The sequence below is a fragment of the Methylobacterium mesophilicum genome, assembly GCF_022179445.1.
In the GTDB taxonomy this organism is placed as follows: Bacteria; Pseudomonadota; Alphaproteobacteria; order Rhizobiales; family Beijerinckiaceae; genus Methylobacterium; species Methylobacterium mesophilicum.
In genome coordinates, this window is record NZ_BPQU01000047.1 from 1 (window position 1) to 21,383 (window position 21,383).

Consider the following 21,383-nt stretch of genomic DNA (forward strand, 5'->3'; position numbering starts at 1 on the left):
CCTCGCTCTCGCCGCCGTCATCGCGTTCTGGTGCTGATCGAGTCCAGACCCTAGGCCGCTGCCCCAAAGCCGACATTTACACTCGCTTCTCTAGCCAAGATTTCAGGAGCGACTTATGGCAAGCGCCGCACGCATCCCCGCCGAGAGGCTGCTTGATTTCGTCAGCGCAGTCTACGAGGCCGCCGGCATGCCGGAACCCGATGCGCGGCTCGCCGCCGACACACTCGTCCAAGCGGACCTCTGGGGACACCAGTCGCACGGGGTCATGCGCCTCTCCTGGTATACGGCCCGGCTGAAGGCGGGGGTCTGCGCCTCGGTGGCCCAGCCCGAGACGGTGGTCGATGCCGGGGGCCTCGCGGTAATCGACGGTCACGACGGCATGGGCCAAGTGCTCGCCGCGCACGCGATGCAGGAGGCGATCCGGCGGGCGAAGGCGCACGGCGTTAGCGCGGTTGCCCTACGCAACTCGGGGCACTTCGGCACGGCGCTGTACTTCACTCTGATGGCCGCGCGGGAAGGCTGCGTTGCGTTCCTATCGACCAACGCCAGCCCGGCGATGTCACCGTGGGGGGGGCGCAAGAAGACGGTGGGCACAAACCCTTGGTCCTGGGGCTGCCCGGCTGGCTCGCACGCGCCGATGGTGCTCGACATCGCCAACACCGGGGTGGCCCGAGGCAAGGTCTACCTCGCCAAGCAAAAGGGACAGCCGATCCCGGAAGGGTGGGCCCTCGACGCGGCCGGTGCGCCGACCACCGACCCAGCGGCGGCCATAGACGGGATCATTCTGCCGATGGCCCAGCACAAGGGTTACGCCATCGCGTTGATGATGGACATGCTCTCGGGCGTGCTCACCGGCAGCGCCTTTGGGGCGCGCGTGACCGGCCCCTACCAGACCGAGCACCGGAGCGGGGCGGGGCAGTTGATGATCGTGCTCGACATCGCTCAGATCCAACCGCTGACGGAGTTCAACAACCGCGTGGATCAGTTGATCGCTGACCTGAAGGCGGTGCCGCTGGCGCAGGGGTTCGATGAGGTCTTCTACCCAGGCGAGATCGAGGCCCGCAACGAGGCGCGGAACTGCGCCGAGGGCTTGGCGCTGCCGGAGGATACCCTCGCCGACCTCCACCGGCTCGCCGAAGAAACCGGGATCACTCCCGGATGGTAAGGAAGGATCGTTAGAAGCGGTCCATCCCACCTTCGGCAAACTTCACCTCAGAGCCGGAAAGCGGATCTTGGCTCCAATCCCGCAACGTGAGGTTCAAACCTCCATCCGAGAGCAAGATCTCCCCGGTAAGATAGTCCGACGCCACTAGCAGTGCGACGGCCTGGGCGATGTCCTCCGGCTCGGCAGCCCGGCGCATGGGCGAACGCTCCCGCCACAGCGTCTGGGCGGCCGTCCAATCCGCCGTCAGGGGGGTGTCCACCAAGCCTGGGGCGACGGCATTCACCCGGATGTCCGGGGCCAACGATACGGCGAGCAGACGGGTCATGTGGTTCAACGCCGCCTTCGATGCGGCATAGGGGATCGATGCGCCCTTGGGTCTGACCCCGGCATGCGAACTGATGTTGACGACGCAGGCCGGCCGACCGCGCCGGGCGGCATCCCGCAATGCGGTTTCGGCTTCTGCCACGAGGTGGAACGGTGCCACCACGTTGACCTCTTGCAGCTCGTGCCAGACCGCCGGCGAGGCGGCCTTGAGGTCGGCGTGAGGGATGACCCGGCTGATGCCGGCGTTGTTGACCAGAACATCGAGACGGCCCCAGCAGGCGATGGCCTGCCGCACCAGCCTGACCCTATCGGCGTCATCGGCCAGATCGGCCTGGACGTAGGCGGCCTTCCCGAGTTCGGCGGCCAGAGCGTGTCCCGTCTCCGCGGAACTGCGCGAGTGCAACACGACAGCGTAGCCATCGCTGGACAGCCGACGAGCTATCGCCGCCCCGATGCCGGAGGTGGACCCGGTCACGAGGGCGACGGGCGGCTCATCATCAGGGGCTTGGCTCAAGGGCTATCCTTCATCCTGCGGCCATGCGGTCTCGGACCCAATGGCGAACGTGCGATCGCCGCAATGGCCCAACGCGCGGCGGCGTCGGATACCAGAGTTAGCGCGCCTAGAGGCAGACATTCAGGGCGGCTGCAACGGGTCGTGAGCCACCGTTGGGTCGCTGCCAGAAAGCCGACGTTCGGCATTGCGCCCATCTCGGTCATTCAAAGTGACGATGCACGTGTCTGAAAGCGGCCATCTGCCCCGTTCCCATTCAAACGGAAGGCGCCGGCATGATGAACTGGACCCTTCGCCGATGGACAACCGGTGCCGGCCGACTGAAGCGCGGTAGCCGCACCCGGCACGGCGGACCTGCGAAAAACATGCAGCCCGTTGGAATAAGCCAAGCGGGCGGGCGTCCCTGTCCGTGCGACGCCACCCTGCGTTCGCAAAGTGGCCCGGGAAACGAGGAGATCAGTGCATGTCGGGAGGCCGGTCGTGAGCGACATGATGCGTCTCGTCGAGCCGCTGATCCCGGCTTTGCGCCGCTATGCCCGGGCGCTCCTGCGCGATCCGGTCGATGCCGACGATCTCGTCCAGGACTGTCTGGAGCGTGCCGTCGGCCGATGGCACCAGCGTCGGCCGGACGGTGACGCACGCACGTGGCTCTACGCCATCCTGCACAATCTCGCGGTCAGCCAGATGCGCCAGCGCGCCCGGCGCGGCGCACACTTGCCCGTCGAGGACGCGTCGGAGGCAAGCCTGTCGATTGCCCCGAATCAGGATGACGGCCTGCGCCACCGCGACCTGATGGCGGCCCTCGCCGCTCTGCCGGAAGAGCAGCGCGGCGTGCTCCTGCTCGTGACTGTCGAGGGCCTCTCCTACGCCGAGACTGCGCAGGTCTTGGCCATCCCGATCGGCACCGTGATGTCGCGCCTGGCACGCGCACGCGACCGGATGATCCAGCTCATGGATGGCGAGGGCGGCTCCGTTCCCGCCAAGCGCCCGCTGCTGAGGAGGGTGAAGTGACCCTGCGCCCGATCAACGAGGACGATCTTCAGGCCCTGGTCGACGAGCGGCTGGACGCCGCGCGCCGGGCTGAGGTCGAGGCCTACCTCGCCGCGCACCCCGATGCCTGTGCACGGGTCGAGCGCCTCCGGGTCCTCGGCTGCGAGCTTCGTGCTGTCTTCGCACCCGTAGCGGCTGAGCCGGTTCCGGCGCAGCTCAACCTCGCGCACCTCGTCGAGGAGCGGCGATCGCCGCGGATACAGGCTTGGCAGGCCGTCGCGGCGGCCGTGCTCCTGACCCTCGGCGGTCTCGGGGGCTGGAGCCTTCACGGTGCGCTCGCTCCGATCCCGACCGGCATCGACGCCCTGACGCAGGAAGCGAGCGCGAACTTCGCGGTCTACGCGCCGGATCGCCTGCGGCCGGTCGAACTCGCGGCCAGCGACAGCGACGCGCTCGCCGGCTGGTTCTCCACCCGGCTCAAGCGGAAGGTCGAGGTGCCGGACCTCACCGCCAGCGGCTATCGTTTGATGGGCGGACGCCTCGTCGCCACACCGCACGGTCCCGCCGGCCTGCTGATGTACGACGACCCGCGCGGGGGCCGAGTGGTCATGTTGATGCGCCCGATGGCCGAGCCGGGTGACGCGCCGATGCGCGAGCACAGGTCGGGTTCGGCCACCGGCTACGCCTGGGCCCAGGACGGGCTCGGCTACAGCCTCGTGGGCACGACTGATCCATCCATCCTGCACCCGCTCGCCAACGAAATCCGTCGCACCACCGCGCCGAACACGTGAGGTTCCGATGACCGTCTTGAGCGACTTGACCGGGGCCCCTCCCGGAATGACGACCCGTACCCTGCTCCTTCGGCTCTCGGCCATCGGAGCGGTGGTGACCGGAAGCGCCGGGACCTTCGCGTATGCGGGCGGCTGGCTGTCGCCCGCTGCACTGACACCGGGCCGGGTGATCGACCGCTTCGAGCAGGTGAACGGCCCCCATCCGGGGTTCCGGCGCAATCACGCGAAGGGCCTGTGCGTGGCGGGCAGCTTCGCCAGCAATGGCGCCGGCGCTCGGCTCTCGCGGGCGAGCGTGTTCCCGGAAGGCCGCGTGACCCCCGTCGAGGGGCGGGTGGCTCTGGCCGGCGGGCAGCCCTACGCGGCCGACGCCGAAGCGACTGTGCGAAGCCTCGCCCTGCGCTTTCGGCTTCCGCATGGCGAGGAATGGCGCACAGGCGTGAACAACATTCCGGTCTTTCCGGTGCGCACGCCCGAGGCCTTCTACGAGCAATTGCTCGCGGCCCAACCGGAGCCAGCCACGGGCAAGCCCGACCCGGACCGCCTGAAGGCCTTCTTCGCCGCCCATCCGGAAAGCGCGAAGGCGGCGGCCGTGATCAAGGCGCGCACGGTGAGTTCGGGCTTTGCCGACAGCACCTTCTCGAGCCTCAACGCCTTCAGGTTCGCGGCCGCCGATGGCCACACGAGCTCGGTACGCTGGGCGTTCGTGCCGGAGGAGGAGGCGGTGCGGGAAACCGCCGCGCAAACCGCGCGCGCCGACAAGAACGATCTCTTCGACGCGTTCAGCGCCCAACTCCAGCGACACCCGCAGCGCTGGCACCTCATCGTCACGGTAGGCCAGGGCGCCGATGCGACCGCGGACGCGACGCTCCCCTGGCCCGCCGACCGCGAAAGCGTGGATGTCGGCACCCTCACCCTGACGGGCACGACGCCCGAGGAAGCAGGCAATTGCCGGGATATCAATTTCGACCCGCTCGTCCTGCCAGACGGCATTGGGCCATCCGACGACCCGCTGCTGAGCGCCCGCTCGGCTGCCTATTCCCGATCCTTCACGCGCCGGGCGGGCGAGAAGAAGACCCCGAGTGCTGTCGCTGCAACGGCGGTCCGAGGAGCTGGCCTATGACCGACTCCACCCGCTTCAACCTGCCGGCTCGCCTGCTTCACTGGAGCATGGCGGTTCTGATCCTGGCGATGCTGCTGATCGGCGTGGCGATGGTGAGCTCGCTCGCCGACTACCACGTGCTGGTCGCGCTGCACCGCCCGCTCGGCTTTCTGATCCTGCTCCTGGCGATACTGCGGCTTGCGAACCGCTGGCGCCATTCGCCCCCACCCCTGCCGTCGGATCTGTCCGTTTGGCAGCGGCGGGCCGCCCATGCCTCGCACATTGGGCTCTATGGACTGATGCTGGCCATGCCCCTCGTCGGATGGGCGATGCTGTCGGCGGCGCCTTACCCGGACCCGCTCGTCGGACCGGTCGTTCTGCCGCCGATCGTTCCACAGAGCCCGATGCTCTATGCTTGGCTGCGTGAACTCCACACCGTGCTGGCCTATGCGCTCTTCGGCATCATCCTCGTCCACCTCGGCGCGGCCCTGCTGCACGCGCTGATCCGGCAGGACGGCGTTTTCGCCAGCATGGCGCCCTGGCGCTCACGCTGGCCGACCAAGACGCTCCCGGCCGTCGACGGAGGCCAGCGTTGACCAGCCCCCGAAAGTGATCGGCTGGCGCCCCCCGAACGAGGAGCGCTCAGCTTGCCGTGTCAGACTTGCGCCTGACCGCCGTCGACGAACAGTTCGACGCCGTTGACGAAGCTCGCCTCGTCGGAGGCCAGAAACAGGACCGCATTGGCGACCTCCGTCGCCTCGCCGACGCGCCCGAGGGGGATGCGCGAACCGAGGAAATCGAGAAGGCCCTGCTGCTTCTCGGCGTCGTCGCCCGCGAGGCCGACGAGCCCCGGCGTGCGGGTCGCGCCGGGGCTGACCACGTTGATGCGGATGCGGCGCTCTTTCAGGTCGAGGATCCAGGTGCGCGCGAAGCTGCGAACGGCGGCCTTGCTGGAGGAATAGACGCTGAAGGCCGGCGTCCCTTCGCTGCCGGCGGTCGAGCCGGTCAGCACCACCGCACCGCCATCCTTCAGGAGCGGAAGGGCCTTCTGGACGGTGAAGAGCGTGCCCTTCACGTTGGTGTCGAAGGTGCTATCGAACTGCTCCTCGGTGATGGCACCGAGCGGCGCGAACGCGCCACCGCCGGCATTGGCGAAGACCACATCGATCTGTGCGTGCCGCTGCTGAACGGCGTCGTAGAGGCGGTCGATGTCGGCGAGGTTCGCCATGTCGCCGCGAACGCCGGTGATCCCGCCGCCGATCTGCTTCACCGCCGCGTCGAGCGCTTCCTGACGGCGGCCGGTGACGAATAACGAGGCGCCCTCCCGCGAGAAAGCCTCGGCGGCGGCGAGGCCGATGCCGCTGGTGCCGCCGGTCACCACCACCACCTTGTCCTGGAATCTGCCGGTCATCGTCGTTCTCCCTGGTTCGGCGGCGCGTGAGCCGCTGTGTAGAAGATGATCCCGGAACGATGGTGCGAACAGGCAGCGAAAATGGCACTTAGCGTTCCAATCGGGGAACGATGATGCGTCCAGACCTCAACGACTACGTGACCTTCGCCGAGGTCGTCGCCCATGGCGGCTTCACCGCCGCAGGCCGAGCGCTTCGCGAGCCGAAATCGAAACTCAGCCGCCGTGTCTCGGCGTTGGAGGCTCGGCTCGGGGTGCGGCTGATCGAGCGTTCCAGCCGCCGCTTCCGCGTTACAGAGGTCGGACAGACCTTCTACGAGCGCTGCCGCGCCATGATGCTGGAGGCGGAACGGGCCGAGGCGCTCATCGCGGAAGCCCAGGCCGAACCGCGCGGGCGCATCCGCATAAGTTGCCCGCGGAACCTGGTGAAGGTCGTATCCGCCATCGCGCGCGGGTTCCTCGGCCGCTTCCCGAAGGTCCATCTCCAACTCGTCGTGACGGATCGGGCCGTCGACCTGATCGAGGAACGGATCGACGTCGCGCTCCGAGTCCGCCACGAATTGACGAGCGATGCATCCCTCACGATGCGGACGCTCGGACGCTCCCGCTGGATCCTCGTCGCCAGCCCACAAGTCGCGAGCGGCCTCGGTGCCGACCTCGCTGATCTCGCCGCCGTCCCGACCATGGGCACGAGCGATGAGGCGGGCGAGACCACCTGGAGGATGGAGCGCGAGGACGGGACGGCGCATGTGCTGCGCCACCAGCCCCGGCTGACATGCGCCGACTACGCGGTTCTCTGCGAGGCGGCCGCGGAGGGACTGGGCGTCGCCTTCCTGCCTGACCACGCCTGTGCGGCGCACATCGATTCTGGAAGGCTCGTCCGTGTCTTCCGGGACTGGCGGAGCAGGGACGGCATCGTCCATCTCGTGTTCACGACACGCCGCGGCCTGCCGCCCGCCGTCCGCGCCCTGATCGACCATCTGGCGAAGGCGTTTCCGGACCTGTGATGGTGCGAAACCTGCGATCGATGCACGGCTCCCGCAGCGGGGCGGAACTCCGACGGCCGATGGGAAGCGCCGACGTCACCGCCCAGAGACGGCATGCCCCCTCGGCCGGCGCTGGCTCTCAGGCGCAGGGCAGCAGGCGAAAGGTCGGAGACCGGTTCGGCCGGGTGGCGAAGGCGCCGACCGGCAGCACCGGCGCGCCCTCGTCGAGGACGAGGTCGTTGTCCCGCAGCAATCGGGCCAGGACCAGCACCGCCTCCGACGTGGCCAGCTGCGCCCCGATGCACACGCGGGGGCCCGCGCCGAACGGCAGGAAAGCGTAGCGATCCGGCTTCTCGGGGCCGAGGAAGCGCCCGGGGTCGAAACGCTCGGGCGAAGCCCACAGGCGCGGGTCGGTGTGCAGCAGGGTGAACGGCATCAGCACGATGGCCCCGCGCTTGGCGGGCACGCCGCACAGCTCGTGGTCCGCCAACACTTGGCGCGCCGTCATGTAGGCCGGCGGGTAGAGCCGAAGCGCCTCGTCCACCACGGCGCGCGTGAGCGGCAGCGCGGCAATGGCCGATCCGGCCCCGCCCGGGGATAGGTCCACCTGCCGCGCTTCCCGCCGGATGGCGTCTTGCCAGTCGGGCGCGTTGGCGAGCAGGTAGCAGGCCCAGAACAGCGTCAGGCCCGTCGTCTCGTGCCCAGCGAAGATCATCGTCGAGACCTCGTCGGCCAGGAGATCTTCCTCCCGGTCCCCGTAGGCCTCGGACAGCAGATCGAAGAGGTCGCGCGGCGCACCCGGGGGATGCGAGGCCCGGCGCCGGGCGATGATCGCCTGGATGAGCGCCCGCCAGCGCCGGCGGAAGCGCGCGCGGCGGACGGTCGTCACCGTCGGCACCCAGCAGGGCAGGATGAAGTCGCTCGCCCGCGGCCGTCCGATGCCGGCGGCATAGGTGAGGAGCAGGCCGCGCAGTTGCGGTCCGAACGTGTCGATCTCTAGGGAGAACATGCTCGTGCCGGCGACCGCGAGGCTGAGGTCCTGCATGACGCCGAGCAGGTCCACGGGCGCCCCGCGGGACGCCTCCAGGGGGCCGAGAGCCGCCTCGGTACACGCGGCCATGTGCGGGGCCAGCAGGGTCACGGTGCGGGGCGTGAAGGCCGGTGCCAGGATCCGGCGCTGCCGGCGCCAGGCCTGTCCCTCGCTGGCGGCCACGCCGCGCCCGATCAGGGCACCGAAGATGCGGTCGCCGGCCGCGATGCGCCGGTAGAGCTCCGGGCGCGTGGCCAGCACGTCGCGCATCGCCTGCGAGCCGGCAGCTATGACGACGTCACGGCCAGGCATGGGCAGCACGACCACCGCCTGCTCGCGGCATCGGGGCGGAAAGGCGGAGTAGGCGTTGCGGCGCAGGCCGGCCAGGACACCGAGCGCGCCCACGTGGTCTCGCGCCAGCGGCGGCATGGGCGGCGTGAAACTGGCTGGCCCGCGCGTATCGGTCGCCTCGGTGATGGTCTCCATCGGATTGTCCTCATCGTGGGCGATGGCGGCCGTGCGTCGCAGTGATACCGATCCGCCGAGGTTTCGCGCAGGGTCCGAAGCGACCACAGCGTGTCGGGGGCGTCTTAATGCCGGGCTAATGCGCCACCACCCGTTCCCCGAGGTCCCTGGGCCGGGGCGGCGCGCTCCGGGCGTCCGACCCCAGGTGGCGCCGCAGCGTGAGCGCGAGCGCGTTCGAACGCCAGGGCCGGTGCACGACGTCGACGATCGGGATCGCCGAGAGAACCTCCGGTCGCACCGTGTCCGTGGCCGAGAGCGAGAGCACGATGGGACGATCCACGATCCGCGCGGCGCGGCGGGCGAAGGCCAGGCCGACGGAACCCGACGGCCGGTTCTCCACAATCAGCAGGTCGAAGCGCCCCGGCTCCGCCCGCAAGGCGGTCAGCGCCGCGTCCGGATCCGTATAGCCGATCGGCTCGTAACCCAGGGCTGCGAGGGTCTCCTCATCGTCCTGAAGCGCGGAGCGGGTGGCACCGACGATCATCACGGTGCCGTCGGCGGGCGTGATTCCGGGCTCGGCTTCCGGGCGTGCGGGCAGCCAAACCTCGAACGTGCTGCCGACGCCCGACGCGCTCAAGACGTCGAAGGCGCCGGCCTGTTCCTGGACGAACTCGAAGGCCGTGGCGAGCCCGAGGCCGGTCCCGGCCGGACGGGTGGTGAAGAACGGCTCGAAGATCCGGGCGCGCGTGGCCTCGTCCATCCCGCGCCCCGTGTTGGACACCCGGATGCGGACGTAAGCGCCGGAGGGCAGCTCGCCGTGGGAGAGAACCCGCCGCCCCGGTAACCGGACGCGTTCGAGCTGCACGCCAACCGCTGCGCCCGGCTCGGAGGCCTGGATGGCGTTGCGGATCAGGTTGTGGATCACCTGCTGCAGCTGCGCAGGCTCGCCGTCGACGATCGCGCCGTCGGCGGTCCCGGTCAGGCGGATCGCGGTCGGGTCGGCGGTCGATGTGCGGATCAGGTCCACCGTCTCGGCCACGATCGCGTCGACGGCGCTCGTGGCCTGCGTCGCGCAGCCGCGCCGCCCGTAATCGAGGATCTGCCCCGCGATCTCGTGGGCCCGGCCGCCCGCCTGGACCAGCAATCCGACATGTTCCGCCGCCCGTCCCGGATCGACCGGCAGAGCATCCGCGGCGATCTCGGCGTGGCCTAGCATGACGTTGAGCACGTTGTTGATGTTGTGGGCCACGCCGCTGGCGAAGATCCCGATCGCTTCGAGTCGCTGCGCGCGCCGGAGGGTCGCCTCGATCTCGCGGCGCTCCTCCCAGACGTGCTGACGCTCCAGTGCCGCGCCGAAGCTCTCGGCGACGACGTGCAGGAGCCCGCGCGAATGCCGCATCCAGGGCGGCAGGACGCTGACGGTGCGCTCGAAGCACAGCACGCCGACGATGCGCCCCCCGCGCCGCAGCCGCGCGCACGTGAACGTCGCGACTCCCCGCTCCGCCAGGGGGCGAACCAGGGCCGGGGGTCCGATGGCGTCCGCCGTCTCGACGAAGATGTAGTCTTCCGCCGCAGCGATGATGTCAGGCACCAGGACGCGTTGCGCGAGCGGCCATCCGCGGGGCTCCAGCAGCCCCGGTCGGTTCCACAGATGCACGGCGTCGGAACCATCGAGCATCTGGATGTAGCAATGGTCGGTGCAGGCCCCCGTGCCCACCATCGCCATGACGTCGACGATGCGCGCTGCGATTTCGTCGGGTTGACTGGCCGAGAAGTGGTTGGCGGCCTGCGCCACGACAGATTGAAACGCGATCGTCCGGCGCAGGACGAGGGTCCCCGCCCGCATCAGCAGCCCGACCCGCACCACCAGCGCCACCAGCGCCAGCGCAGCCGCGTAGAGCGCGAGGCGGAATCCGTCCGCACGGGCCTGCCGCTGGTCCCGAAGGGCGCGGCGCGCCTCCAGCAGGGCTTGGCGTGCCGTCTCGCTCGATGCGTCCGGCAGCGAGCGGGTGACGGTGTCGACCTGCGGCAGCAGCTCCAGGAGCTGGCGACCGTGCAGGACGATGGCGGCGATATCCGCGCCCCGGTTCGACGGTGCGGCCGCCGCCAGGGCATCGAGCCGGGCGCGGATGTCGTCCAAGTGCTTGGGACTCGCGTCCCGGGCGAGTTCCGAGACCCGAATCTGTAGCGCGGCGATCGCGCGGGCGAGGTTGGGATCGATATCAGATTCGGACAGGCGGTCGCTGAGGGAGTCGAAATACGCGATCGAGTTCTGGACGAGGGCATTGCCGGTCTTGAAGCGCTCGACCATCTGCGCCTCCCGGGCGATCGCCTCGGCCAGGGTGCGCATCTCGCCGTCGTCCGGGCCGCTTGCCGCCTGCAACCCGACCAAGGCCGCCTGGATTTCCCGGAGGTGGGCGACGATCGGATCGTAGTTGCGCAGGAGCCCGGTCCGCGCCCGGAGCACGTCGTGTTGCATCCGGGATTCAGCGAGGGCGATGGCGTCGACGGTGCGCTGGGTCTGCGCGTAGGCGGCGTCCATCTCGCCCTTGCCGTTGATCATCAGCCACGTGAGCAGCGCGGCCAGCAGCGCGCCGAGGATGGCGGCCTGTGCGGTCAACCTCATGGCTGCGGCGCGGCAGCGGGCGCCGTCAGGGGCCGGCCCTCGTAGGAGCCGGTCAGGGTCCCGAGGAACGCCACGATCGAGGCGGCCTGCGCGGGCGTCAGCTCCCGTCCGAGCTGCGCCCGGGCCATGAGCCGCACCGCCTCAGGGAGCGTGGCGACACCGCCGTCGTCGAAATAAGGTGCCGTGACCGCGACGTTGCGCAGGCTCGGCACCCGCAGCACCTCGGCGGTCTTGTTGGGGATCGTGACGAAGATCCCGACCTTCTCGAACAGGTTGCCACCGACGTTGATGCCCTGGTGGCAGGCCGCGCAGCCGATGCCCTGGAACAGGGCGTAGCCGGCCCGCTCGGCCTCGGTGAGCGCGTAAGCGTCGCCGCGCAGCCACCGGTCGAAGCGGCTGTCCGGGGTGAGCAGGCTGCGCTCGAAGCTGTTGATCGCGTCGATGACCGCCGCCCGGTCGGCCTCCCGGCCATAGGCCGCCTGGAACGGGCCGGCGAGCGCCGGGTCGCCTCGGACGACCGCGAGGATGCTGGGCCAGGATCCGCCCAGGAACTCCGGCTGCGTCAGGGCGATCTCGGCCTGGTCCGGCAGGCTCGGAATGTCGCCCGCCCAGCCCAGGCGGAAGCTCAGCGCCGCATTGAAGGCCGTGGGCGTGTTGCGCCGCACCGGCGTGCCGTCGGCGGTGAGGTTCCGGGCGACCGCGCTGGCGCCGTTGCTGCGGATGTCGTGGCAGGTGATGCAGGCCCGGTCGCCCCCGCGCGACAGCCTCGTGTCCGAAAACAACATCCGGCCGAGGGCAACCCGGTCCGGATCCGCCCCGAGGTTGCTCGGGACCGGCGTGATGACGTCCTGGGCGTCCACGGCCTCGGCCGGCATGGGGCGGCGGCCCGGCGGCCCTTCCCCGGCGGCCGGCGGCAGGATGGCCAGGGCGCTGCCGATGAGGGCGGCCGCGAGGGCTGCCCCAGGGGGCCGGACCGAGCGCGGCCACGCCACGGTCACAGCTTCTCGACGGGCACGGCGAAGACGTAGCCGATGCCGCGCTTGGTCACGATCAGGCGCGGCGCGCTCGGATCCGCCTCCAGCTTCCGGCGCAGCCGCAGGATCTGGACGTCGATGCTGCGGTCGAACACGTCCTCGTGGACGCGCGTGGCCTGCAGGAGCTGCTCGCGGCTCAGCGGGCGCTGGGGGGCATCGAGGAAGGCGACCAGCAGCGCGTACTCGCCCTTGCTGAGGGCGACGTCCGCGCCGGCGGGGTCGGTCAGGCGCCGGCGGCGCCGGTGGAGCACCCAGCCGTCGAAGCCGCTGCGATGGGAGTCCTGAACCCGCGCCGGAGCGGGCGCGACCTCGGCCCGCCGCAGGATGACCCGGACCCGTGCCAGCAGCTCGCGCAGGCCGTAGGGTTTGACGATGTAATCGTCGGCACCGAGTTCCAGGCCGATCACCCGGTCGATCTCGTCCCGACGATGGCCGGTGGTGATGATCACCGGAAGGTCGCTCTTGGCGCGCAGGTCGCGCAGTAGGTCGAGGCCATTCTCCGATCCCAGGCGCAGGTCCAGCACCACAAGGTCGAACGCGTCCTCCGCGAGCCGTTGCTCCGCCTCCCTGAGGTCGGTCGCCGGGGTGACGTCGACGTCGTGGTCGGCGAAATGGTCCGACACGATGCGTTGCATGCCCGCATCGTCCTCGATCAGCAGGATGCGCGTCGTACCGGCCCGCGCGCCTCGACTCTGGCCCCGGCCCAGACTGGGTTCGAACATCGCCAACTCCATCCCGCAGCAGCCTGCCGCGCCGGCACGATCTCGATGCGCCGGCTCGGGAATCGGGAGGCTCGCCAAGCCAGGGCGATGATCCCCGGCCGGCCTCCGCATCCGTCGCCGGCCCGCCCCGGACGCTTATCAAAGCGTGTCCGGACGTCGGGCCTTGCACGGCTGGATTGGTATCACGCCCCCCAAAAGATTGCGCCCTCCACATTGTGCGGGGCGGCACAGCGTGAGCATTCGCGCAAGACATGGCATCAGCATGCAAGCTCAACAGGAGAGTATTACCGTTGTAACAAAAAGATCCGCGGCTCGACATGGCAGCGTAATTGGAGAGCATCACAGTCATATTGCTCAATGCGAGAGGCAAACATGACTGGTCCCGCGATGATCGAGCGACGAACGCTCCGCCGCAGAAGCTTTCGAATCTGCAGATCTGGGCGCCGCGTGTCTCCCCATGAACCGGCCGGGCCGCCCGCTCGACGGCAACCGCCGACCGATCCGGCATTGTACCCGGCAAGCCGACCAGCCAGCAACGGTCTCGGACGCGGATGGCTTGAGTTTTTGGTGGTCAGCTTCGCCTTCGGCGGCTGCATCCACAATATCCACCCAGATTACATCGATTTTCTACAAGACCTGACAAGAAAAAATCCGCTGTAGATCGAGTGCCGATCGCCATCCATCGGGCCAACGCCCTGTCCGAATTGGCACGTCGCAGGCGTTCCGCGGCCTGGGGCCGCGCATCCGCGACCGCACGCCGGCAAAGCCCCCATCACACCTGAATACTGAGTTCCCGCGCGGTCAGATTGGGAAACCCACCATGTCGCTCGACGTCCTGTGCATCTCGTGGGGAACCACGGGCAATCTCAGCCCTGTGCTTACGGCAGCCCGGCAATTGCACCGGGCCGGGCACCGCCCGCGCATCATGGCCGATCCGGCCATGAGCGCCGAGGTCGAGGCGGCGGGCTTCCCGTTCGTCGGGTGGCGCCGGGCCCCGACCGGACAGGAGGCCGATCCGGTCGATTTCTCGGATCTGGCCGATTGGCTGCGCCAGGCCATGTTCGCCCCGGCAGGCGCCTACGCCGCGGACACGCTCGACGAGATCCATCGTCTCCCGACCGACGCGGTCCTCAGCATCGACCTGCTGGTCGGCTGCGCCCTAGCCGCCGAGGCGGCCGGCATCCCGCACGCCGTCCTGTCGCCGCATATCAGCATTCGCCCGCTGCCCGGCATGCCCCCCGCCGCGAGCGGCCTGACGCCGCCGCGGACGGAAGCGGAGCGGGCCGCGGTCGACGCGGCAACCGACACGATCGTTTCGGCAATGGAGCGCAGCCGGCCGGCGCTCAACGACGCACGCCGCGCCTTCGGGCTGGCGCCGGTCGCCAGCGCCTTCGCGCATTACGATCGGGCCGAGCGGGTCCTGTTGGCGGTCAGCCAAGCCTTCGATTTCGACGGGGCGATGCTCCCCGCCCATTACCGCTACATCGGCCCGCTGCTCGACGAGCCGATCTGGTCGCGGGGCGCCCGGACCCTGTGGTCCGGGGCGGGCCGGCCGCGCATCCTCGTCGCCGGCAGCACCGGTGCCCAGAACCAGACCGACCTCCTCCGGCGGATCGTGGACGCCGTCGGGACGGTCGAGGCCGAGACCATCGTGACCACCGGCCCGAACGTGGAGGCCGAGGACCTGGACGCCCCCGACACCATCCGCGTCGTGGCGACCGCCTCCCACGATGCCCTCATGACCGAGGCCGATCTGGTGATCTGCCAGGGCGGCCACGGGACCGTCAGCCGCGCGCTGCTGCACGGCGTGCCGCTCCTGGTGATCCCGCTCGCCCGCGACCAAGCCGACAACGCCGCCCGGATCGCGCTGCGCGGCGCCGGCCTGCGCCTGCCCGCGACGGCGAGCGCGGGCGAGATCGCGGCGGCGGTCCACCGGCTCCTGGTGGAACCGGGCTTCCGCACGGCCGCCGGGTCCCTCGGCGCCGCCGTTCGAGCCGATCTCGACGCGGGCGGGCTCGTCCGCGAGATCGCCGCGATGGTCGCCGCGCACCGGGATGCCGCATCCCGAGGTGAAGCCCGGCTTTGGGCGTGAGGGGGACCACCATGCCGGCGCGGACCCGCCGCATCCACCCCGATTCGCGGGCTTTCTCGGCGCTGCTCGGGCTGCTCGCGGCGCTCCCGACCTTCGGGATCGACATGATCCTGCCGAGCCTGTCGGAGACGGCGGCGGCGCTGCACGTCCCGACCGCCGCGATGGGCGCGGCCATGGCCGTCTACCTGCTCGGCCTCGGGGCCGCGCTCCTGGTCTACGGGCCGGTCTCGGACCGGCTCGGACGCCGGCCGGTGATCGTCGGCGGCTGCCTCATCCTGATCGGAGGCAGCATCGGCTGCGCCGCTTCACGGACGCTGCCGCAGGTCCTGCTGTTCCGGGCCGTCCAGGGGATCGGCGCAGCCGGTCCCGGCATGGCGGTTTTCGCGATGGTGCGCGACCTGTTCACCGGCGAGGCGGCGCGCGCCCGGATGTCGTTCGTCGTCCTGACCGTCAACGTCGTGCCGATGGTCGCCCCGACGCTCGGGGCCGGCCTGATGGATGTCGGCGGCTGGCGCCTGATCCACGCCGCGCCGGCCGCCGCCGCCCTGGTGACCCTAGCGGCGATCCCGCAGATCGACGAGACCCTGCGCCGTGCTCCCGGTCCGGCGCCGGCCGGGATCCTGGGCGGCTATATCGGGATCCTGGGCGGCTATGTCGGGATCCTGGCGAGCCGGGCGTTCCTCGGCCACGCCCTGTGCAACGCCGCGGCAGCGGGCGCGGTCTTCGCCTACATCACGGGCTCTGCACTGGTGTTCGTCGGCGCCCTCGGGTTCAGCCCGTCGGCCTACGGGCTCGTCTTCGGGGCGAGTTCCCTGTCGGTGATGGCCGGCGCCACCCTGAACGGCCGACTCGCCGCCCGCGGCATCGGCCCCCACCGGGTGATCGGCGCCGGGCTCCCCGGGGCGACCGTCGTGGCGGCGATTCTCCTCGTCGATGCGCTGGCCTGGCCGCCCTCGGGGGTGCCGGTGATCGCCGCGATGGCCGGCATGGGCCTCGCCTTCGGCCTCGTCTCGCCGAACGCTATCCACGGCGCGACGGAGGCGGCTCCCGAGGCCGCCGGCACCGCCGGTGCCGTCACGATCTGCCTGCAGATGGTCGGGGCGGCCGTCGCAAGCGATCTCGTCGCCTGCTTCTTCGACGGGCGCTCCGCCCTGTCGATGGCCGCCGTGATGCTCGGCGGCTGCCTCGCGGCGATCGCGGCCTTCGCTGGCCTCGCGTGCCCGGCCGCCGTTCCGCCCTCGTCCCGCTTCCCCTCCCAGCGACACGGAGAACCTGTATGATCTTCGACCCACCCCCGTGGCAGCCCGTCCACCTGACCCGCGACGGCACCCGGCTCGCCCATATCGAGGCCGGACCCCTCACGCCCCAGGGGCACCCGCTGCTCCTGATCAACGGCTGGACCGGCGATCACGGCGTCTTCACCCCGCAGATCGCGCACTTCGCGCGGACGCGCCGCGTCGTGGCGGTCAACCTGCGTGGCCACGGCGCCAGCGACGCGCCCGAGGGGGACTACACGATGGAGGGCTTCGCCAACGACGTTGCGTGGCAGTGCCGGACCCTGGGCCTGGCGCAACCGATCGTGATCGGTCACAGCCTCGGCGGCGCGGTGGCCCTGGAACTGTGCGGCCGCCATCCCGACCTCGCCGCCGGCCTCGTGATGATCGACACGATCGTCCTGCCGTCGCCCGACGGGGCGGGCAGTGCCGAGATCGAAGGCCTGCTGGCAGGCGTGGGCGGCCCGGACTACCGGAGTGTCGTGCGCGACATGGCCTGGGCGATCGCGTGCGACTACGACCATCCGGCGCGGCGGCAGGCGCTCTTCGACACGTTCATCCTCGGCCCGGCCCAGCGGACGCCGCAGCACGTGGCCTACGCGGCGCTGCGGAGCATGGTGCTGCACCACGATCCCGTCCCGGCCGCGCGCGCCTGCCGGATCCCCATGGCCTACATCTCGGCGGACGTGCCCCTGGTGGAGGCGGCGCGGAATCTCGACCGGCTGCGTGAGCTCTGCCCGCAACTCGTCACCGCCAAGACGCTGCTCGCGGGACATTTCAACACGATCGAGGTGGCCGATCAGGTCAACGCGATGATCGAGCGGTTCCTGGACGTGGGCCTGAAGGCCGTCGGCGGATAGGAGGCGCACGCCCTCCCGCCGCATGATGCGTGTGTCCCGGGCGGCATCCAGAGCGGATGCCGCCCGGCACCGAAAGTCCGTGTCACGAAGCGAGCCGCGTCCCCGGCCGGTCCCCCAGGAGGCGACGCGCCGACGCGATGACCTGGAGGGTCTGGGGGCTCAGCTGCTCCTGGCGCGCCCGCCGCGCGTAGTGCCGCAGGCGCGCGACAAGGTCCGTCGCGCCGGAGATCCCGTGATCAAGACCCTTGATCACGGACTCGGTGATCGTGCGCCTCAGTAACATCTCGAAGATGTCGTGGTCCGCTTGTTCTGCCCGCATGAGGATCTCTCCCGTGAAGCGCAGTCGTTCTCGAAGCGGAAGGTTGCGGTACGATGTCAGGACATTCGATGCACGCGTCCGACGCGCACCGGACGTGTCCTTCCGCATGCAGCGGACGCCCCGGCGGACCGCATGTTATGACGGTAACCATCGGCTCCACGTCCGACATGATGGTGTAGCTTCGGCCTTCGAGGCTCCTCGCGCAAAGCAGCAGCGAGGCTATGTCGATGGATGGAATCGAAGATCGGACGTGGCAGGCTGGCGCGCTCGAGCCTCCCAGACACGTCCCGACGCTGTCGGTGGCCGAACTGGAGGCCGATCCGCACGGGACATTCCGCACGTGGCGGCCGCGGCTGCCCGTGGTCGGCCACGAGGTCGCGGGCTTCGTCGTTCTCCGGGCCGGGGACGTCGATCGACTGATGCGCGATCCGCGCCTGCGGGCGACCGAAACGCTTTACCCCGAGAAGCGCGGAATTCCGGAAGGAAAGCTCTTCGACATCTTCGCGCATGGGATGCTCACCGCCAACGGGGCGGCCCATCGTCGGCGCCGCTCGCCCTTCACCCGGACCTTCGCGGCCCGGATGATGGAAGGCCTGCGCCCCCGGATCCGCGGGGCCGCGGAGAACCTCGTCCGGGACTGGCTACCGGACGGGGAGATTGACCTCGTGGCGCGTTACACCGCGCTGATCCCGGCCCAGACCATCGCCGACATCCTCGGTCTGCCGCATGAGGACATCCCCCGCTTCACGTACCTCGCCTACGAGGTCTCCCGGGTGCTGAGCTTCACTTTCGGACCGGCAGACATCCCGAGCCTCGAAGCGGCGGCGGTCGCGCTACAGGATTACGTGCGCGCGATCCTCGAGGCGCGCCGGTCGGCTCCGCAGGACGATTTCCTGTCGCGCTTCCTCGCGGAGGCCGAGGGGGCGGGCGATCTGACCTCCGAGGAGGTGGTCATCCAACTCGTTCAGATGATCATCGGCGGCACCGACACGACCCGGGTCGCCGGCGCCATGCAGGCGGCACTGCTGCTGCAGCATCCGGAGCAATGGGCGGCGGTGAGCCGCGATCCGGGTCTGACTCCGGCGGCCGTAGCGGAATCCCTTCGCTACGAACCGAGCGTCGGCTCCGCGGGGCGGGTCGCCCGGGAGGCCATCGACCTCGATGGAACCGTCGTGCCGGCCGGAAGCCTGATCATGCTCTCGACGCTGTCGGCGCTGCGGGACGCGGCGGCCTTCCAGGACCCGGACACGTTCAACATTCGCCATACCGACCTTCCGCGCCTGCATCCGATCTTCGGTGGCGGCGCGCACCGGTGCATCGGCGAGGCCCTGGCCCGGATTGAGCTGGAGGAAGGGCTGGCCGTCCTGATGCGCCTCGCTCCAAGCCTGCGCCTGACGGGCGCGATGCCGGTCCTCCACGGCCACAGCGGCATCCGGCGCATCGGTCCGCTGCTGGTCGCCGCCTGATCGGGCACTGGATCAACCCAGGAGCCGCCGCGGAACGGGCCGCTGTTCCACGGCGCTCCCGACGGCACCCGGCCCGCTGGGCCAGGTTCCGCTCGACTATGTACAGATTTCCTCCGAAGGAAGATTGTATTTTCCGGCCGACGCCACGAGTAATCGGACCAATCATCTGCATTTCCGCTGTCATAGCTTTCCGCTTTTCGGAAATCATCGCGCAATTCCCGAAACTTAATCCTGAAGCTCCACGCACCGGAGCAGACGATGATGATTTTAGGGCAGACAAAACCTCTCGCAGGCGCGGCGGCGGGAGCCCTTCTCCTGGCCCTCACGGCCCCGACCGCCGTACGGGCACAACCGGTCCCACGCTTCGCACAGCCCGACGTGCCGAGCCCCACCGCACGGCCGCTCCCGCCCCCGTACCGGACGATCCGGGACCTCCGCTCGCCCACGGTCGAGCGCGAGCACCTCCGGGCGCAACGCATCATCAACCGCATCTGCTCGGGCTGCTGATGTCGGCGATCATCCTCCCCGACGTCGGCGCCGCGGTGGCGGACCCGGCGTCCTGGCTCGGCCGGCAACGCCGTGCGGCCGAGCTGGCCCAGGCTGTCCGCCGCCGCGCAGCCGCGGCCTGTGGCAACGCGCTCCTCGCCGCGGCGCCGGCGCCGCTGCTGATGGGATTCGCGTCCGCGACCGGGTCGGAGCCCATCACCCTCGGCCTTGCCGGGCTCACCCTAACGTCGCTCGCGCTGCAGGTGCGGCGCCTGCACTCCGCCGCGCGAATCATGACCCGACACCGGGACAACCTCGCGCGTCTGGCGGCGCCGGCGGTCGCCCGGTTGGTCGCCGAAACCGATGCCGTCACCCTGCGCGCCGGCTGGGAGCAGGAGGCGACGGTGCTGTTCGCCGACATCCGCGACTTCACCGGACTCTGTGAAACCCTATCGCCGGGCGATGTCGCAGCGTTCCTCGCCGAGTTCCGCCGCCGCGCCGCGGGGGCGATCGAGGCGGCGGGCGGCCTCGTCGACAAATTCGTCGGCGACGAGGTCATGGCCGTCTTCGGCGTGCCGCGCGCGGCACCCGACGATACGGATCGCGCCGTCGTGGCGGCCCGCTCCCTGGCTGCCGCCATGCTGGCCTGGAGCCGTGAGCGGGCGCGGGCGGGTCTGTCGCCTGTCCGCATCGGGGTCGGCCTTCACCGCGGTGGGCAATACCGTCAACGTGGCGCGCCGCCTGGAGCAGATGACCCGCACGACGGCCTGCGACTGCGTCGCCTCGGAAGCCGTGGTGCGGTCTGCGACGTCCGGCGCGGCGCGGATCGTCGCCGTTCAGCCCGTGCGCGGCGCACGTGTCGTCCTGCGCCTGTTCGCCATCGCTCTGGCCCCGTAGCGGCCGGGCGCAATCTCAAAGGGACCGGGATTCATCCGCATGGTTGCCGAACAGGTTCGTCGAGGCCGGGTCTGGAAGCGCCGTCTGGCCGCCTTCTTCGGATCGGCTGTTCTTCTGGCCGGATTGGCCGGCGCGGCCAGCGTCGGTCCGCGTCTCCTCAGGCCGAACGCATACGCGTCCGTCACGTCGATCGAGACGCGGCCGGACTTTCATGATCCTGCGCTGCTGGCGCGGGCCTGGGCTCTGCCGGTGGCGGCGGCGTACCGGAGACGGCCTTACGAGTACCAGAACAATCCGAGCTTCTGCGGTCCGGCCACGGTGGCGAACCTGCTGCGCTCCCTCGGCGTCGACTTCTCGCAAGCCGACGTGCTCCGGGGGACGGCGTTCCAGCCCTGGTTCGGCGTGCTCGTGAACGGGCTGACCCTGGACGAGCTGGCCGACCTGATCCGGAGGCGGCTCGACAACCCGGTCGATGTCGTGCGCGATCTCACGTTACCGGCGTTCCGCGATCTGATGAACAGCGGCAACGATCCCAACAAGCGGCTGATCGTCAACTTCCATCGCGGTCCCTTATTCGGCCGCGGCGCCGGACATTTCTCGCCGATCCTCGGATATCTGCCGGACGCGGACCTGGTCTTCGTCGGGGATGTCAACGGCGACTACCGACCCTTCCTGGTCGGTACCGAGCGCCTGTGGCGCGCCGTCGCGACGCGCGATAGCACCTCGGGCAAGACGCGCGGGTCGCTGATCGTCGATACGACCCGGCATTGAGGCAGAGACGCACCGGTCGAGGGCCGGCTTCAAAACCGTCGCTGTGAGCGTGCGGGAAGATGGTCGA

The 21,383-nt window shown here is 70.1% G+C and carries 19 protein-coding genes; 12 read left to right on the forward strand and 7 right to left on the reverse strand.

Annotated elements, in window-relative coordinates:
* Positions 1-115 precede the first annotated feature (115 nt).
* A complete protein-coding gene (locus MFF40_RS26190; protein ID WP_147897834.1) occupies positions 116-1,165 on the forward strand; it encodes an Ldh family oxidoreductase in 1,050 nt (349 codons plus the stop codon).
* 10 nt (positions 1,166-1,175) lie between these two features.
* Here the strand turns inward: MFF40_RS26190 and MFF40_RS26195 are convergent, their stop codons facing one another.
* Positions 1,176-2,003, reverse strand: coding sequence for an SDR family NAD(P)-dependent oxidoreductase (locus MFF40_RS26195; RefSeq protein WP_238262854.1), 828 nt, complete (start codon positions 2,001-2,003; stop codon positions 1,176-1,178).
* A gap of 477 nt (positions 2,004-2,480) precedes the next feature.
* Between MFF40_RS26195 and MFF40_RS26200 the strand changes: the two genes are divergently transcribed.
* Genes MFF40_RS26200 through MFF40_RS26215 form a run of 4 tightly spaced genes read left to right on the forward strand, consistent with a single transcriptional unit; the run spans position 2,481 to position 5,476 of the window.
* Positions 2,481-3,011 (forward strand): sigma-70 family RNA polymerase sigma factor, encoded by a 531-nt coding sequence (locus MFF40_RS26200; protein ID WP_147897832.1) that lies wholly within the window; start codon positions 2,481-2,483, stop codon positions 3,009-3,011.
* Between the two features lie 2 nt (positions 3,012-3,013).
* On the forward strand, positions 3,014-3,781 hold the full coding sequence (locus tag MFF40_RS26205) for an anti-sigma factor family protein (RefSeq protein ID WP_147897839.1): 768 nt from the start codon (positions 3,014-3,016) through the stop codon (positions 3,779-3,781).
* Between the two features lie 7 nt (positions 3,782-3,788).
* On the forward strand, positions 3,789-4,901 hold the full coding sequence (locus MFF40_RS26210) for a catalase family peroxidase (protein WP_147897831.1): 1,113 nt from the start codon (positions 3,789-3,791) through the stop codon (positions 4,899-4,901).
* Positions 4,898-5,476, forward strand: a complete 579-nt coding sequence (locus MFF40_RS26215; RefSeq protein WP_147897830.1) for a cytochrome b — start codon at positions 4,898-4,900, stop codon at positions 5,474-5,476. Before MFF40_RS26210 ends, MFF40_RS26215 begins: the two co-directional genes overlap by 4 nt.
* A 59-nt stretch (positions 5,477-5,535) precedes the next feature.
* Here MFF40_RS26215 and MFF40_RS26220 read toward each other — a convergent pair whose 3' ends face one another.
* Positions 5,536-6,291 (reverse strand): SDR family NAD(P)-dependent oxidoreductase, encoded by a 756-nt coding sequence (locus MFF40_RS26220; RefSeq protein ID WP_147897829.1) that lies wholly within the window; start codon positions 6,289-6,291, stop codon positions 5,536-5,538.
* A 110-nt stretch (positions 6,292-6,401) separates the two neighbouring features.
* Here MFF40_RS26220 and MFF40_RS26225 point away from each other — a divergent pair, with 110 nt between their 5' ends.
* Positions 6,402-7,295, forward strand: coding sequence for a LysR substrate-binding domain-containing protein (locus tag MFF40_RS26225; RefSeq protein ID WP_147897828.1), 894 nt, complete (start codon positions 6,402-6,404; stop codon positions 7,293-7,295).
* A 118-nt stretch (positions 7,296-7,413) separates the two neighbouring features.
* Here MFF40_RS26225 and MFF40_RS26230 read toward each other — a convergent pair whose 3' ends face one another.
* The 4 genes from MFF40_RS26230 to MFF40_RS26245 all read right to left on the reverse strand — a co-directional run bounded on the left by MFF40_RS26230 (position 7,414) and on the right by MFF40_RS26245 (position 13,151).
* Positions 7,414-8,790 (reverse strand): cytochrome P450, encoded by a 1,377-nt coding sequence (locus MFF40_RS26230; RefSeq protein ID WP_147897827.1) that lies wholly within the window; start codon positions 8,788-8,790, stop codon positions 7,414-7,416.
* Between the two features lie 115 nt (positions 8,791-8,905).
* Positions 8,906-11,395: a two-component system VirA-like sensor kinase gene (locus tag MFF40_RS26235; protein ID WP_238262857.1), complete on the reverse strand. Its 2,490-nt coding sequence runs from the start codon at positions 11,393-11,395 to the stop codon at positions 8,906-8,908.
* Positions 11,392-12,387, reverse strand: coding sequence for a cytochrome-c peroxidase (locus MFF40_RS26240; RefSeq protein WP_147897825.1), 996 nt, complete (start codon positions 12,385-12,387; stop codon positions 11,392-11,394). The genes MFF40_RS26235 and MFF40_RS26240 overlap by 4 nt, the downstream gene beginning before the upstream one ends.
* A gap of 2 nt (positions 12,388-12,389) precedes the next feature.
* A complete protein-coding gene (locus tag MFF40_RS26245; RefSeq protein WP_147897824.1) occupies positions 12,390-13,151 on the reverse strand; it encodes a response regulator in 762 nt (253 codons plus the stop codon).
* A gap of 820 nt (positions 13,152-13,971) precedes the next feature.
* Here MFF40_RS26245 and MFF40_RS26250 point away from each other — a divergent pair.
* The 3 genes from MFF40_RS26250 to MFF40_RS26260 are packed head-to-tail and all read left to right on the forward strand — an operon-like array spanning position 13,972 to position 17,377.
* A complete protein-coding gene (locus MFF40_RS26250; RefSeq protein ID WP_147897823.1) occupies positions 13,972-15,243 on the forward strand; it encodes a glycosyltransferase in 1,272 nt (423 codons plus the stop codon).
* A gap of 11 nt (positions 15,244-15,254) precedes the next feature.
* Positions 15,255-16,523: a Bcr/CflA family efflux MFS transporter gene (locus MFF40_RS26255; RefSeq protein ID WP_238262859.1), complete on the forward strand. Its 1,269-nt coding sequence runs from the start codon at positions 15,255-15,257 to the stop codon at positions 16,521-16,523.
* Positions 16,520-17,377 (forward strand): alpha/beta fold hydrolase, encoded by an 858-nt coding sequence (locus MFF40_RS26260; RefSeq protein ID WP_147897821.1) that lies wholly within the window; start codon positions 16,520-16,522, stop codon positions 17,375-17,377. The genes MFF40_RS26255 and MFF40_RS26260 overlap by 4 nt, the downstream gene beginning before the upstream one ends.
* Before the next feature lie 82 nt (positions 17,378-17,459).
* On the opposite strand, the gene MFF40_RS26265 is transcribed toward MFF40_RS26260, so the two are convergent.
* On the reverse strand, positions 17,460-17,696 hold the full coding sequence (locus tag MFF40_RS26265; protein ID WP_147897820.1) for a hypothetical protein: 237 nt from the start codon (positions 17,694-17,696) through the stop codon (positions 17,460-17,462).
* Between the two features lie 227 nt (positions 17,697-17,923).
* On the opposite strand from MFF40_RS26265, the gene MFF40_RS26270 reads away from it, so the two are divergent.
* The 3 genes from MFF40_RS26270 to MFF40_RS26280 all read left to right on the forward strand — a co-directional run bounded on the left by MFF40_RS26270 (position 17,924) and on the right by MFF40_RS26280 (position 21,316).
* Positions 17,924-19,162 carry a cytochrome P450 gene (locus MFF40_RS26270; protein ID WP_147897819.1) on the forward strand — a complete coding sequence of 413 codons (1,239 nt, stop codon included), beginning with the start codon at positions 17,924-17,926 and terminating at the stop codon, positions 19,160-19,162.
* Positions 19,163-19,668: 506 nt separating this feature from the next.
* A complete protein-coding gene (locus MFF40_RS26275; RefSeq protein ID WP_238262861.1) occupies positions 19,669-20,760 on the forward strand; it encodes an adenylate/guanylate cyclase domain-containing protein in 1,092 nt (363 codons plus the stop codon).
* On the forward strand, positions 20,669-21,316 hold the full coding sequence (locus MFF40_RS26280; protein ID WP_238262863.1) for a phytochelatin synthase family protein: 648 nt from the start codon (positions 20,669-20,671) through the stop codon (positions 21,314-21,316). Before MFF40_RS26275 ends, MFF40_RS26280 begins: the two co-directional genes overlap by 92 nt.
* The last annotated feature ends 67 nt before the right edge of the window (positions 21,317-21,383 follow it).